Source organism: Priestia sp. YIM B13551 (assembly GCF_042787905.1).
GTDB lineage: Bacteria > Bacillota > Bacilli > Bacillales > Bacillaceae_H > Priestia.
The window spans coordinates 16,349-31,426 of sequence record NZ_JBHZOX010000007.1; the positions used below are offsets into that span (position 1 = coordinate 16,349).

11 protein-coding genes are annotated in these 15,078 nt (G+C 39.6%); 9 read left to right on the top strand and 2 right to left on the bottom strand.

Annotated elements, in window-relative coordinates; genetic code table 11:
- Positions 1–28 precede the first annotated feature (28 nt).
- On the bottom strand, positions 29–1,411 hold the full coding sequence (locus ACFX4N_RS24895; protein WP_013055049.1) for a glycine--tRNA ligase: 1,383 nt from the start codon (positions 1,409–1,411) through the stop codon (positions 29–31).
- A gap of 512 nt (positions 1,412–1,923) precedes the next feature.
- Here ACFX4N_RS24895 and pcrB point away from each other — a divergent pair.
- From pcrB to ACFX4N_RS24915, 4 genes are read left to right on the top strand one after another with little or no spacing between them, the layout of a single operon-like run.
- Positions 1,924–2,622: a heptaprenylglyceryl phosphate synthase gene (gene pcrB, locus ACFX4N_RS24900; protein ID WP_192101032.1), complete on the top strand. Its 699-nt coding sequence runs from the start codon at positions 1,924–1,926 to the stop codon at positions 2,620–2,622.
- 52 nt (positions 2,623–2,674) lie between these two features.
- Positions 2,675–4,900, top strand: a complete 2,226-nt coding sequence (gene pcrA / locus ACFX4N_RS24905) for a DNA helicase PcrA (RefSeq protein ID WP_013055051.1) — start codon at positions 2,675–2,677, stop codon at positions 4,898–4,900.
- A gap of 20 nt (positions 4,901–4,920) precedes the next feature.
- Positions 4,921–6,927: an NAD-dependent DNA ligase LigA gene (gene ligA / locus ACFX4N_RS24910; RefSeq protein WP_057275204.1), complete on the top strand. Its 2,007-nt coding sequence runs from the start codon at positions 4,921–4,923 to the stop codon at positions 6,925–6,927.
- Positions 6,928–6,940: 13 nt separating this feature from the next.
- Positions 6,941–8,134, top strand: coding sequence for a CamS family sex pheromone protein (locus ACFX4N_RS24915; protein WP_013055053.1), 1,194 nt, complete (start codon positions 6,941–6,943; stop codon positions 8,132–8,134).
- Positions 8,135–8,188: 54 nt separating this feature from the next.
- Here the strand turns inward: ACFX4N_RS24915 and ACFX4N_RS24920 are convergent, their stop codons facing one another.
- The gene (locus ACFX4N_RS24920) at positions 8,189–8,674 is read right to left on the bottom strand and encodes a DUF3920 family protein (RefSeq protein WP_053488222.1); all 486 of its coding nucleotides are present in this window, start codon (positions 8,672–8,674) and stop codon (positions 8,189–8,191) included.
- 365 nt (positions 8,675–9,039) lie between these two features.
- Here ACFX4N_RS24920 and gatC point away from each other — a divergent pair, with 365 nt between their 5' ends.
- From gatC to rlmD, 5 genes are all read left to right on the top strand, one after another.
- Positions 9,040–9,330, top strand: coding sequence for an Asp-tRNA(Asn)/Glu-tRNA(Gln) amidotransferase subunit GatC (gene gatC / locus ACFX4N_RS24925; RefSeq protein WP_013055055.1), 291 nt, complete (start codon positions 9,040–9,042; stop codon positions 9,328–9,330).
- A 16-nt stretch (positions 9,331–9,346) separates the two neighbouring features.
- Entirely contained in the window at positions 9,347–10,804 is a 1,458-nt protein-coding gene (gene gatA / locus ACFX4N_RS24930; protein ID WP_013055056.1) for an Asp-tRNA(Asn)/Glu-tRNA(Gln) amidotransferase subunit GatA, read from the top strand.
- A gap of 14 nt (positions 10,805–10,818) precedes the next feature.
- On the top strand, positions 10,819–12,249 hold the full coding sequence (gatB, locus tag ACFX4N_RS24935; RefSeq protein ID WP_013055057.1) for an Asp-tRNA(Asn)/Glu-tRNA(Gln) amidotransferase subunit GatB: 1,431 nt from the start codon (positions 10,819–10,821) through the stop codon (positions 12,247–12,249).
- A 234-nt stretch (positions 12,250–12,483) separates the two neighbouring features.
- Complete coding sequence (locus ACFX4N_RS24940) at positions 12,484–13,416, top strand: diacylglycerol kinase (RefSeq protein ID WP_016762783.1); 933 nt, start codon at positions 12,484–12,486, stop codon at positions 13,414–13,416.
- Between the two features lie 95 nt (positions 13,417–13,511).
- Positions 13,512–14,885 (top strand): 23S rRNA (uracil(1939)-C(5))-methyltransferase RlmD, encoded by a 1,374-nt coding sequence (gene rlmD / locus ACFX4N_RS24945; protein ID WP_029324650.1) that lies wholly within the window; start codon positions 13,512–13,514, stop codon positions 14,883–14,885.
- Positions 14,886–15,078 lie beyond the last annotated feature (193 nt).

Consider the following 15,078-nt stretch of genomic DNA (forward strand, 5'->3'; position numbering starts at 1 on the left):
CTGAAGCAGCCATACGCTTATTTTTTAATTAAAATTGAGTTGCTTCTTCAATGATATTTTTAAGGTCGCTAATTGCTACACGTTTTTGTTCCATTGTGTCGCGGTTACGGATTGTTACTTGATTGTCTTCTAATGAATCGAAGTCGAATGTAATACAGAACGGCGTACCGATTTCATCATGGCGACGGTAACGTTTCCCGATTGAACCAGCATCATCATAGTCAATCATAAAGTATTTTGCTAAATCTTCAAAGACAGCGCGAGCTTCGTTAGAAAGCTTTTTAGAAAGTGGCAATACAGCAGCTTTAAATGGTGCTAAAGCAGGGTGAAGCTGCATAACTGTACGAGAAGAGCCATCTTCTAACGTTTCTTCTTCATATGCATCAATCATATAAGCTAATGTTACACGGTCAGCGCCTAAAGAAGGCTCGATGCAGTAAGGTACATAGCGTTCGTTTGTTTCTTGATCAACATATTGGAAGTCTTCTCCAGAGTGTTCCATATGCTGCTTTAAGTCATAGTCTGTACGAGAAGCTACGCCCCATAGTTCGCCCCAGCCGAATGGGAACTTGTATTCAAAGTCCGTTGTTGCATTACTGTAGTGAGAAAGTTCATCATCATCATGGTCGCGAAGACGAACGTTTTCTTCTTTCATACCAAGAGAAAGAAGCCATTTGTTACATGTTTCTTTCCAGTAGTTAAACCACTCTAATTCAGTGCCTGGTTTACAGAAGAATTCAAGTTCCATTTGTTCAAATTCACGCGTACGGAATGTGAAGTTACCAGGTGTAATTTCGTTACGGAAGCTTTTACCCACTTGGCCGATACCGAACGGAAGCTTTTTACGCATTGAGCGCTGAACGTTTTTAAAGTTTACGAAAATACCTTGAGCTGTTTCAGGACGAAGGTAAATTTCATTTGTTGATGTTTCAGTTACACCTTGGTGCGTTTTGAACATTAAGTTAAATTGACGAATTTCAGTGAAGTTAGCTGAACCACACTCAGGACATGTAATTTCATGTTCTTTAATTAAGTCAGCCATTGCATCAAATGAAAGGCCGTCTACGATCATTTCAATGCCTTTTTCTTGAAGTTTTTCTTCAATTAATTTATCGGCACGATGACGAGCTTTACAATCCTTACAGTCGATCATTGGGTCATTAAAGTTTCCTAAGTGACCAGAAGCTTCCCATGTTTTTGGGTTCATCAAAATCGCAGCGTCTAAACCAACGTTGTATGGAGATTCTTGAATGAATTTTTTCCACCATGCTTTTTTAATATTGTTTTTTAATTCTACGCCAAGCGGGCCGTAATCCCATGTATTTGCAAGACCGCCGTAAATTTCAGATCCTTGAAATACAAAGCCGCGGTGTTTAGCGTGAGATACGATTTGATCCATTGTTTTTGACATTCTAATTCCTCCTGTAAATGGTAGTGATTCAAGCGAAACAAAAAGAGCGGGTACAAAAAAACTCTCGTCCCTGGGCATATCAACAATATGCCCAGGGACGAGAGTTTTTCCCGCGGTTCCACCCTGGTTGATACAAAATGTATCCACCTTCGTCTGTATATACTCCAGATTGCCTTTTCCTTAAACCATTCTCTAGGCTCCCACTGTCCCTAGTTCGCTTTGTGAAGAGGATTTAAGTACTATTGATCCTTCAGCGTATATCATATGAATTTTAGTAGCTATATATTAGCATATCCTATGCAGAGAAACAATAACCTTGTGCAAAATGGGCTTTTTTTGTGATGTTTTCTTCCGGAATTTGAGGATAAAACCATATCTTTTATACATATTTTTTGAAAACAAAAAACGTAATGAAAAGTTCGGTTTTCCTTTCATTTCACCCTCTTAGTTTTGTTATAATGAACAAATGGACGAGCGCGAACTTTTAAGTGTAAAGAAATGGAGGAACATATATGTATGATATTAAAGAGTGGAGACATGTCTTTAAATTAGATCCTAATAAAGAGATTTCAGATGCAGATTTAGAAAAAATTTGCGAATCCGGCACGGATGCGGTTCTTGTCGGAGGATCTGACGGAGTGACTCTAGACAATGTACTGCAGCTGTTAATGCGGATTCGCCGCTATACGGTGCCGTGTGCGCTTGAAGTATCAACAATTGACTCTGTCACACCTGGGTTTGATTCTTATTTTATTCCGACCGTTTTAAACAGCAAGGATCCAAAGTGGATTGTTGATTTACATCACGGGGCGATGAAGGAATACGGAGAGATCATGGACTGGGATGAAATTTTTGTAGAAGGATACTGCGTACTTAACCCCGAAGCAAAAGTAGCTGCGCTAACGGAAGCGAAAACAGATTTGAACACAGAAGACGTTGTAGCGTATGCTCGTATGGCTGAACGCATGTTTCATTTGCCCATTTTCTATCTAGAATACAGCGGAACGTATGGAGATCCTGAATTAGTGGCAGAAGTTAAAAATTCGCTAAATGAGACGAAGTTATTTTACGGCGGAGGTATTGAGACAAAAGAGCAAGCGAGTGAGATGGGAGAGCTAGCCGATACGGTTATTGTAGGAAATGTTATTTATACAAATTTAGCGGAAGCGTTAAAAACTGTAAAAGCAGTAAAAAAGAATATTGCACAGTGAAAAATAAATAAAGTAGAATAGAGAATATATGTTCGATATAGGCGGTGAAAACGTGAATTTTTTAAGTGAAAAATTATTAACAGGATTAAACCCTCAGCAGCAAGAGGCAGTTAAAACAACAGACGGACCACTATTACTTATGGCCGGTGCAGGAAGTGGAAAAACACGTGTATTAACGCATCGAATTGCGTTTTTAATGGCAGAAAAAGAAGTTGCACCTTGGAATATTTTAGCCATTACTTTTACAAACAAAGCAGCTCGTGAGATGAGAGAGCGTGTGGCAAGTATCGTTGGCGGAGTAGCGGAAGATATTTGGATTTCAACTTTCCACTCGATGTGCGTACGTATTTTACGAAGAGATATTGATCGTATTGGCTTTAATCGAAACTTTACAATTTTAGATTCAACGGATCAGCTGTCCGTTATTAAAAACATTTTAAAAGATCAAAACATCGATCCAAAAAAATTCGATCCGCGCTCGTTATTAGGAAGCATCAGTTCAGCTAAAAATGAGCTGAAAGTAGCGGAAGAATTTGATAAAACAGCAGCGGGACCATATGAAGAAGTTGTAAGCAAAGTCTACAAAGAGTATGAAAAGCGTTTAAAGAAAAACCAAGCGCTCGATTTTGATGATTTGATTATGACAACGATTCAGCTATTTAAACGAGTTCCTGAAGTGTTAACTTACTATCAGCGCAAGTTTCAATATATTCATGTGGACGAGTATCAAGATACAAACCATGCACAGTATATGCTGGTTCGCTTGCTAGCTGCAAGATTTGAAAATGTATGCGTAGTAGGGGATTCAGATCAGTCTATTTACCGCTGGCGCGGGGCTGACATTACAAATATCTTGTCATTTGAAAAAGATTACCCAAAAGCCAAAACCATTTTGCTTGAACAAAATTATCGTTCAACTAAAACGATTTTGGCTGCAGCAAACGGTGTCATTGCAAACAATATGAATCGTAAAGTGAAAAACTTATGGACGGAAAACGATGAAGGCCAGAAGATTTATCATTACCAAGCAATGAGTGAGCATGATGAGGCACAGTTTGTAGCACGTAAAATTAAAGAAGCAGTAGACAGCGGAAAGCGTAAATACAGTGATTTTGCCATTTTGTATCGTACAAATGCACAGTCTCGTGTGATGGAGGAAGTGCTGTTAAAATCCAATATTAATTATACAATTGTCGGCGGCATTAAGTTCTACGACCGCAAAGAGATTAAAGATTTACTTGCGTACTTGCGCTTAATTGCCAACCAAGATGATGACATTAGCTTAGCTCGTATTGTAAACGTTCCAAAGCGCGGAGTTGGAGCTACTTCAGTCGATAAAGTGGCCAATTACGGAAACGTTCATGACATTTCTATTTTCAAAGCGCTGGATGAAGTAGAATTAATGGGGTTAACAGGCAAAGCAACAAAAGCCCTTCGTGATTTCCAATCGATGATTTCGAATTTAGCTCAAATGCAAGACTATATGTCTGTTACAGAGCTTGTGGAACAAGTATTAGAAAGAACGGGATACCGTGAAGCGCTTAAAGTGGAAAAAACAATTGAAGCACAAAGCCGCTTAGAGAATATTGATGAGTTTTTATCTGTCACAAAAACGTTTGAAGAAGCAAGTGAAGATAAAAGCTTAGTAGCATTTTTAACCGATTTAGCACTTGTTGCTGATATCGATAAGCTTGACGACGAGGAAGAAGAAGAGAACGAACAAGTGATTCTGATGACGCTTCACTCGGCAAAAGGTCTAGAGTTCCCGGTTGTTTTTCTAATGGGTATGGAAGAAGGCGTATTCCCTCATAGCCGATCATTATTCGAAGATAATGAAATGGAAGAGGAACGACGCTTAGCCTACGTAGGGATTACACGTGCTGAACAAGAATTGTATTTATTAAATGCTCAAATGCGCACACTATTTGGTAAAACAAACGTTAATCCAAAGTCGCGCTTCATTGGAGAAATCCCAAGCGAGCTTGTGGAATCTTTAAATGAAGCAATGCGCAAACCTGCTGCTGGTCGTTCAGGGGCTTCAGCTTCGCCGTTTGCAGCGCGCCGACAAGCGGCCGTGGCAAAAACGAAGCTTGTGTCAACAGGCAGTGAATCAATTGGATGGAGCGTTGGAGATAAGGCCGAGCATAAAAAATGGGGAATTGGTACAGTTGTAAGTGTAAAAGGAGAAGGAGATTCAAAAGAATTAGACATTGCTTTTCCTAGTCCTACAGGTGTAAAAAGACTGCTTGCTAAATTTGCCCCGGTTACGAAAGTGTAATCGTGAAAAGGAGCTAGAATATGGAGTTTGAGACAGCAAAATCACGCGTTCAAGAATTACGTGACTTATTAAATCAATATGGCTATGAATATTATGTGTTAGATCAGCCATCTGTTCCAGATGCAGAATACGATAAGTTAATGAATGAGTTAATTGAGATAGAAGAATCATTTCCAGAATTAAAAACAGCTGACTCACCTACTCAGCGCATCGGCGGCCAAGTGCTCGATGCGTTTGAGAAGGTTCAGCATCAAACGTCTATGCTAAGTTTAGGAAATGCATTTAATGAAGAAGACCTTCGGGATTTTGATCGCCGAGTGCGCCAAGCCGTTGGAGATGAGTTTTCTTATGTATGCGAACTTAAAATTGACGGCCTAGCTGTATCTCTTCGCTATGAAGATGGATACTTAGTACTGGGGGCTACGCGCGGAGACGGTACGACGGGTGAAAATATTACTGAAAACTTAAAAACAATTCGCTCTATTCCACTGCGAATTAAAGAACCGTTATCAATGGAAGTTCGCGGAGAAGCATTTATGCCGAGAAAATCATTCGAAGCACTTAATGAAGCAAAAATGGAAAGGGATGAAGTTCCGTTTGCTAACCCGCGTAACGCAGCTGCAGGCTCACTGCGTCAGCTAGATCCTAAAATTGCGGCAAAACGTAATTTAGATATCTTTGTATATGCCATGACTGATACAGGAGAATTAGAAATCGACTCTCACAGCGAAAGTTTGAATTTGCTCGATGAGCTTGGTTTTAAAACAAATAGAGAAAGACAGACGTGTGAAACCATTGATGATGTGATTGCTTACATCGAAAGCTGGCAAACGCAACGTCCAGAACTATCTTATGATATTGATGGCATTGTTGTAAAAGTAGATTCATTTGATCAGCAGGCTGAGCTTGGAACAACGGCCAAAAGTCCACGCTGGGCTATTGCTTATAAGTTTCCTGCTGAAGAAGTTGTAACCAAGCTTGTAAATATTGAGCTGACGGTAGGCCGGACAGGGGTCATTACGCCAACAGCTATTCTGGAGCCGGTTCAAGTAGCAGGTACGACGGTACAGCGTGCGTCTCTTCACAATGAAGATTTGATTCGTGAAAAAGACATTCGCATCGGAGATTATGTCGTAGTGAAAAAAGCAGGAGATATTATTCCTGAAGTAGTGAATGTGATTGAGGAGAAGCGAACGGGAGAAGAGCAAGAGTTTACGATGCCTACTCACTGCCCGGAATGTGAAAGTGAACTGGTGCGTTTAGAAGGAGAAGTTGCGCTTCGCTGCATTAATCCAAGCTGTCCTGCTCAAATTCGTGAAGGACTTATTCATTTCGTGTCCCGCAATGCGATGAACATTGATGGACTTGGTGAAAAAGTTATATCGCAATTATTTCGCGAACAGTTAATTAAAGATGTAGCGGATATTTATACGCTGACAAAACAGCAGTTAATCGAGCTTGAGCGCATGGGTGAGAAATCTGCTGATAATTTGATTGCGGCCATCGAAGCATCGAAAGAAAATTCGCTTGAGCGTTTGCTTTTTGGTTTGGGCATTCGCCATGTCGGAGCAAAAGCTGCAAAGACGTTAGCTCAGCACTTTGAAACCATAGACAAGTTAACAAAAGCAACGTATGATGAATTAGTGGCAATTAATGAAATTGGTGCCAAAATGGCTGATGCTATTGTCGCTTACTTTACACAAGAAGAGGTTCAAGAACTTATACATGAATTAAAAGAGTATGGAGTAAACCTTACATACAAAGGACCCAAGCTTGTAAGTGTAGAAAATGTAGATTCTGTTTTTGCTGGTAAAACCGTTGTATTAACAGGTAAGCTTGAACAGCTATCTCGCAATGAGGCAAAAGCACAAATTGAAGCACTTGGCGGTAAAGTCACAGGAAGCGTAAGTAAAAAGACAGACCTTGTTGTGGCAGGGGAAGAGGCTGGTTCCAAACTGACAAAAGCTAACGAGCTTGAAATTGAAGTATGGGATGAGGCAAGGCTACTTACGGAATTAAATAAATAAGAGGTGTGTGTAGTTGAAAAAGATATTGTTACTTTCTCTTGCGGTCATGCTTGTAACTTCAGCGTGTGCACCGAATCTTTCGGACGATAAAGAGACTGTTCAACAAACCAACAACAAGAAAGAAAAAGCAGTTATTCCGAAGTATAGTATTTCAGATGATTATTACCGAACAATTCTTCCATTTAAAGCGGGAGTGGCAAGAGGCTTAGTAGCAGCAAACTTAAACAACCGCTTGGATGCGCAAGAATTTGAAACAGGTTTAATGCGCTTATCGACAGATAGCTATTCTCCGAAAAAATATGTGTATCAAGAAGGCCAGTACCTTGATAAAGATACTATTCGCTCATGGTTAAGCCGTAAGCTGAGCGATAAACAGTTTAAAGATCTTCAAAGCAAAACAAAAGATGCTACGGCGAAAAAGAAACTTAAGAATAATGGATTAAACCCAATTGATACAGAAAAAGGCGATTTGAAAACTCGTAACGAAACAAGTCCAATGTACTTAGCGAACATTACTGAGCAAGATTACCTTATCCAAGACGGAGACGACAAGGTAAAACTTGGAGGCGTCACAATTGGCCTGGCGATGAATTCTGTTCATTATTATACAGAAGAAAATGGTTATGCTCGTGAAAAACAACTAACTGATAAAAATATTGAAGAGCAAGGCAAAAAGATGGCCGATGAAATTGTGCAGCGGATGCGTAATATCAAGGGCTTAGAAAACGTTCCAATTCGAGTAGCGTTATTTAAACAAAGTGCTAAGGCTTCTTTAACGCCAGGTAACTTTATGGCTGTCGGAAATGCAGGTTCAAATGATACGGCCGTTGGCAGCTGGGATGATTTAGACGAGAAATATTATTTATTCCCATCATCAGATGCAACAAAAGATCACCGAGATGATGCGATGAAATTTGATGAGTTCAAAGCGCAAATCGAAGACTACTTCCCGAACTTTACAAGCGTAGTAGGGAAAGGGTATTACAAAGATGGACAGCTTCAAAAAATGACGATTGATATTCCCGTCCAATTTTACGGAAAAGGTGAAATTGTAGGATTTACTCAGTACGTTGCTGGTTTAATGCTTGATCATTTCCCTTCATATATGGAAACGAGTATCTCTATTAACTCAGTAAGCGGACCTGAAGCTCTCATTGTTAGAAAAGCAGATGAGGACAAGCCGTTCGTTCATATTTACGAAGAGTAAGCAAAAAAGACACTGCTCAAGCAGTGTCTTTTTCTAATTCTATGAAATTGCCTCCTATGAAGGAATGGCGTGAGAATTTTGTCTTGTAAACTTAGCAAGATAATAAGCAGCAAATGCAAATGCATCTTGTTCAGTTGTCCGCTCTTCATACGGGCGCTTTTTATCCAGCTCAAATTCTTTCTGATAATAAGGGATGTGATCTTGAATATAGTGGCGCAGCTCGTGAAAGATCGTTTCAATAAGCGGAAGATAGTCATCAAATTTAAAAATAAATATAATGCCGACTTCTCGCCAGTAAACGCCTGATGCAAACTGCAGGTATTCTGCTTCTTCTTCTCCAAGAGCAGAGACAATTTTATTGGCTTCGCATGAATCACAAAAAATTATAGGAATATGAAAGGCTTTATTTAAACAAGCAAAAACATCTTTTTGCAAGGTGGACAAATCCCACTTGAATTCTTCATCTAATACAAACCATCTTCCGCTTTGCTGATACACAGGGCGCTGGTGGATGACTGACTGTATAAGTATTTTATTCAATTTTTATAGCACCTCTTTTACGGTAAAGTAGTTATTCGTTTTCTTTACTTTCCCAAAGACTAGTGAAATTAAAACATGGTGGTGTGTTCATCTGAAGCATGTTTCTCTTTCTATCTATCTTTTCTAAAAAGAAGGTTATTTTATACCTATGCAAGAGAGAAATATTTTATGACGAAGGAAAAGTATGGAATGTTGTTTGAATGAAATGGATTTGGTATAAAATAGAAGTGATAAATGTAAGCCCTGTCTTGCCTGGCGGGGTTTTTAATATTTTAGGAACTAGTCTCAGAAATGTTGCCTGTTGCTAGTGAAGTTTGGTATTATCAGTATATTGTAGTGGGACGAATATTCGGAGGTGAAGGAACATGTCAAGAATTTCTGTTGATCAAGTAAAACACGTTGCAAACTTAGCGAGACTTGCGGTGACGGATGACGAAGCAGAACTATTTACAAAACAATTAGATGCTATTATTACATATGCAGAACAATTAGATGAGTTAGATACTACAAATGTAAAACCAACTTCTCACGTGTTGGATATGAAAAACGTAATGCGTGAAGATAAGCCAGCTAAAGGTTTACCAATTGAAGACGTAGTAAAAAATGCGCCAGACCACAAGGATGGCTACATTCGAGTACCAACTATTTTAGAATAAGGAAGGAGGCTTTACGATGTCTTTATTCGATCGTAAACTTTCAGAACTACATAGCCTTTTACACAAGAAAGAAGTACGTGTACAAGATTTAGTAGACGAATCATATAAACGTATTAATGAAGTAGATGATAAAGTAGGTGCGTTCTTAGCGCTTAATGAAGACAATGCTCGTGCTTATGCAAAAGAGCTAGATGAAGCACTACAAACAAAAGATGAATTTGGCCTATTATTTGGTATGCCAATCGGTGTAAAAGATAATATTGTCACAAAAGATTTACGTACAACTTGTTCTAGTAAAATTCTAGCAAACTTTGATCCGATTTATGATGCAACAGTTGTTCAAAAATTGCAGGCAGCTGAAGCGGTAACCATCGGTAAATTAAATATGGATGAATTCGCAATGGGTTCTTCAACTGAAAACTCAGGTCTTCAGTTAACGCGCAACCCATGGAATTTAGATTACGTACCAGGTGGATCTAGCGGTGGTTCAGCTGCAGCTGTAGCAGCAGGCGAAGTTCCGTTTTCTTTAGGTTCTGATACAGGTGGCTCAATTCGTCAGCCAGCTGCTTATTGCGGTGTTGTCGGATTAAAACCAACGTATGGTCGCGTATCTCGTTACGGATTAGTGGCATTTGCATCTTCTTTAGATCAAATCGGACCAATCACAAACTCTGTTGAAGATAATGCATACTTACTTCAAGCAATTTCAGGCGTAGACCCAATGGATTCTACTTCTGCTAATGTTGATGTACCGGATTATGTATCTGCTTTAACAGGTGACGTAAAAGGTCTTAAAATTGCTGTTCCAAAAGAATACTTAGGCGAAGGTGTGGGCGAAGAAGCTCGCCAGTCTGTTTTAGATGCACTAAAAGTGTTAGAAGGACTAGGCGCAACTTGGGAAGAAGTATCGCTTCCACACTCTAAATACGCATTAGCTACGTATTATCTATTATCTTCTTCTGAAGCGTCTGCTAACTTATCTCGTTTTGACGGCGTTCGCTACGGATATCGTACAGATAATGCTGAGAACTTAATCGAAATGTACAAGCAGTCTCGAAGCGAAGGCTTTGGAAACGAAGTAAAACGCCGTATCATGCTTGGAACATTTGCGTTAAGCTCTGGTTATTATGATGCTTACTACAAAAAAGCACAGCAAGTACGTACGTTAATTAAGCAAGACTTTGAGTCTGTATTTGAAAACTATGACGTTATCATTGGACCGACTACACCAACTCCATCATTCAAAATTGGTGAGAAAACAGACGATCCATTAACAATGTATGCAAACGATATTTTAACAATCCCAGTAAACCTTGCTGGAGTACCTGGTATTTCTGTGCCTTGCGGCTTATCAAATGGATTGCCATTAGGGTTACAAATTATCGGTAAGCATTTCGACGAAAGCACAATCTATCGTGTTGCTCATGCATTCGAACAAGCAACTGAGCATCATAAAGCGAAACCAGCACTGTAAGGGGTGAGATAAAGATGAACTTTGAAACGATTATTGGTCTTGAAGTACACGTTGAGCTTAAGACAAAATCTAAAATTTTCTCAGCAAGTCCAAACGCATTTGGTGCGGCTCCAAATGCTAACACAAGTGTAATTGACTTAGGTTATCCTGGAGTATTACCTGTGTTAAACAAAGAAGCAGTTGATTTTGCAATGAAAGCAGCGCTTGCGCTAAACTGTGAAATCGCAACAGATACAAAGTTTGACCGTAAAAACTATTTCTATCCGGATAACCCAAAAGCTTATCAAATCTCTCAATTTGATAAACCAATTGGCGAGAACGGTTGGATTGAAGTAGAAGTTAAAGGTGAAACGAAGCGTATTCGTATCAACCGACTTCATTTAGAAGAAGATGCTGGTAAGTTAACGCATACAGGCGATGGCTATTCACTAGTAGACTTCAACCGTCAAGGTACACCTCTAATTGAGATTGTATCAGAAGCAGATATGCGTTCTCCTGAAGAAGCATATGCTTATTTAGAAAAATTAAAATCAATTATTCAATATACAGGCGTATCTGATTGTAAAATGGAAGAAGGTTCACTTCGCTGTGATGCCAATATTTCTTTACGTCCAGTTGGACAAGAAGAGTTCGGTACAAAAGCTGAGTTAAAGAACTTAAACTCATTTAACTATGTGCGCCGCGGTCTTGAACACGAAGAAATTCGTCAAGAAAAAGTGTTATTGTCTGGTGGCTTAATCGAGCAAGAAACACGCCGTTTTGACGAGTCTACGGGCGAAACAATTCTAATGCGTGTAAAAGAAGGATCTGACGACTACCGCTACTTCCCAGAGCCTGACTTATTAGAATTACACATCGACGAAGAGTGGAAAGAACGCGTTCGTGCTTCGATTCCTGAACTTCCAGATGCTCGTAAAAAGCGCTATGTAGAAGAGCTTGGCTTACCTGCTTATGATGCAATGGTATTAACGCTAACAAAAGAAATGTCTGATTTCTTTGAAGCAACGCTTGCTGCGGGCGGAGACGCGAAGCTATCTTCTAACTGGTTAATGGGTGAAGTTTCTGCTTACTTAAACTCAAACCAAAAAGAACTTTCAGATGTAGCCTTAACACCTGAAGGTCTAGCTGGTATGATTCAATTAATTCAAGAAGGTACAATTTCGTCTAAAATTGCGAAAAAAGTATTCAAAGAATTAATTGAAAATGGCGGAGATGCAAAGAAAATTGTAAAAGAAAAAGGTCTTGTACAAATTTCTGATGATGCAACTTTACGTAAATTCGTAACAGATGCATTAGATGCAAACCCTCAATCTATTGAAGATTTCAAAAACGGTAAGGATCGTGCAATTGGCTTCTTAGTTGGTCAAATTATGAAAGCTTCAAAAGGCCAAGCGAACCCACCGATGGTTAATAAAATTCTTTTAGAAGAAATTAATAAACGCTAAATTTGATAACTAAATGTGAGGTGGATATCCATCTCACATTTATTATGAGTAAGGGCGATCGCGCTGAAGGTATGAATAAAAACCGAAACGTGAATATTGTATATCAAGGTTAATTTCTTTATAATATGTTTGTTCATGCCCCCTCTTGTTGATGATGTAATGTGAGGGGGCATTCTTTCACTGATAAAAGTAGGCAAAGATTTGTGACAAATTATCATTATTAGGATGATGAATATGAAAAGAGCGAGAATTATTTATAACCCGACATCGGGCCGTGAAATTTTTAAGAAAAACTTACCGGAAGTCTTGCAAAAGCTAGAGCAAGCAGGCTACGAAACATCTTGTCATGCTACAACTTGTGCTGGTGATGCAACAGAAGCTGCTAAAGTAGCGGTAGAACGTCGTTTTGACGTTGTAATTGCAGCCGGTGGAGACGGTACCATCAATGAAGTCGTAAACGGTATTGCCGGACAAGACTATCGCCCGCAGCTAGGTATTATTCCTGTGGGAACAACCAATGACTTTGCTCGTGCCATTAATGTGCCGCGCACGATTGAAGGCGCTATTGATGTCATTGTAGAAGGCGTAACAAAGCCAATTGACTTGGGCTGTGTAACAAACGACGGAGAAACGCATTACTTTGTAAATATCGCCGGAGGCGGCCGTTTAACTGAATTAACATATGAAGTGCCAAGCAAGTTAAAAACAATGCTTGGACAGCTAGCTTACTATTTAAAAGGCATGGAAATGCTTCCTTCTATTAAACCAACATCTGTTGAAATTGAGTATGACGGAAAATTCTTTGGCGGCGAGATTATGTTCTTCCTCGTTTCCTTAACGAACTCAGTCGGCGGCTTTGAAAAGCTGGCACCAGATTCTTCTTTAGATGACGGTATGTTTGATTTGATTATTTTAAAGAAAGCAAATTTAGCTGAATTTATTCGAATTGCGACACTTGCGCTGCGAGGAGAACATATCAATGATCCTCATATTATTTATACAAAAGCGAACCGTGTTAAAATTCATACGAATGATAAAATGCAGCTAAATCTAGATGGCGAGTACGGAGGGTTATTGCCTGGGGAATTTGTAAACTTATATCGCCATGTAGAAATCTTTGTTCCAAAAGCAACAGCTGAATTGATGGAAAAAAATGAGATCGCCTAATTGCGATCTTTTTTCATGCTTTTCTTTGTTTGGCTTTCGCTCTTATGGTACAATCAGTTCAGCATTTTCAAATGACTAAAAGGATGTAACGATAAATGGAAAAATTAAAACCACCTGTAGAAAAAAATGAATATATAGATGTTGCGTTTGAAGATTTAACGCATGACGGAGCGGGTGTAGCGAAAGTGAACGGATTTCCTGTTTTCGTTCAAAATGCGCTGCCCGGCGAAAGCGGCCAAGTAAAAGTCATTAAAGTAAAAAAAGGCTATGCGTTTGGCAAGCTTATCAAACACCATACAATTAGTGAACAGCGTGTTGAAGCACCTTGTCCGGTCTACAAGCAGTGCGGAGGCTGTCAGCTGCAGCATGTAAGCTATGAAGGACAGCTGCAATTTAAACAAAAGCAAGTAAAAGACGTCATGGCGCGAATTGGTCATTTACCTGACGTTCCGGTACATTCGACGCTAGGAATGAACGATCCTTGGCGCTATCGAAACAAAGCTCAAGTGCCCGTAGCAGAACGAGAAGGCGGTTTGGTCGCTGGGTTTTATCAGCAGCGAAGCCACGACATCATTAACATGGATGCCTGTTTGATTCAGCAGCAGGCAAATGATGATGTTGTTCAAGCAGTCAAATCAATCTGTGAAAAGCATGGCGTTTCTGCTTATCAGGAACAAAAACATAAAGGCTCGCTTCGTCATATCATGGCGCGTTACGGGCTTGTAACGGGTGAAATCATGGTTGTAATTGTGACTCGTACAGCTGAGCTGCCAAACAAAAAGCGTATTATAGAAGACATTATCGAAGCCGTGCCGAACGTAAAATCAATTGTTCAAAACGTAAACAGCAAGCGCACAAACGTCATTTTAGGGAACCAAACGAACGTACTTTGGGGAGAAGAATATATTTACGACTATATCGGCGACGTTAAATTTGCCATTTCAGCAAAATCATTTTACCAAGTAAACCCTGAGCAAACGAAAGTGCTTTATGACAAAGCGCTTGAGTATGCAGATTTAACAGGAGAAGAAACGGTAATTGACGCCTACTGTGGAATCGGAACAATCTCGTTATTTCTCGCTCAAAAAGCGAAAAAAGTATATGGCGTTGAAATCGTGCCTGAAGCGATTGAAGATGCAAAGCGAAACGCTGAGCTAAACGGTATTCACAACGCTGAATTTGAAGTAGGCGAAGCAGAAGTCGTCATTCCAAACTGGTACAAACAAGGCATCAAAGCGGACGTCATCGTCGTAGATCCGCCGCGAAAAGGATGCGACGAAGCTCTTTTGAATACCATCATTGACATGAAGCCGAAAAAAGTTGTCTATGTGTCATGCGGACCAGCAACTCTTGCGCGTGATTTAGCTATTTTAGAAAAAGGCGGATATGAGACGGTTGAAGTTCAGCCTGTTGATATGTTTCCGCATACGACACATGTGGAGAATGTGGCGGTCTTAAAATTAAAATAACTCTTCATCAAAGCTGCTATCTTAGTAAAGATAGCAGCTTTTTATTTTGAATAAGCAAGAAAAAGACAAAGTTAGAGTGCTCATACCAAAAGCAGATAAAACTCGATATAAAAGCGCTAATTGCCGTTATGTCCGTTTTATTTTGCCGTTTGTCCACCCCACCAACACAACAAATTTCTGAATATACTTTTTT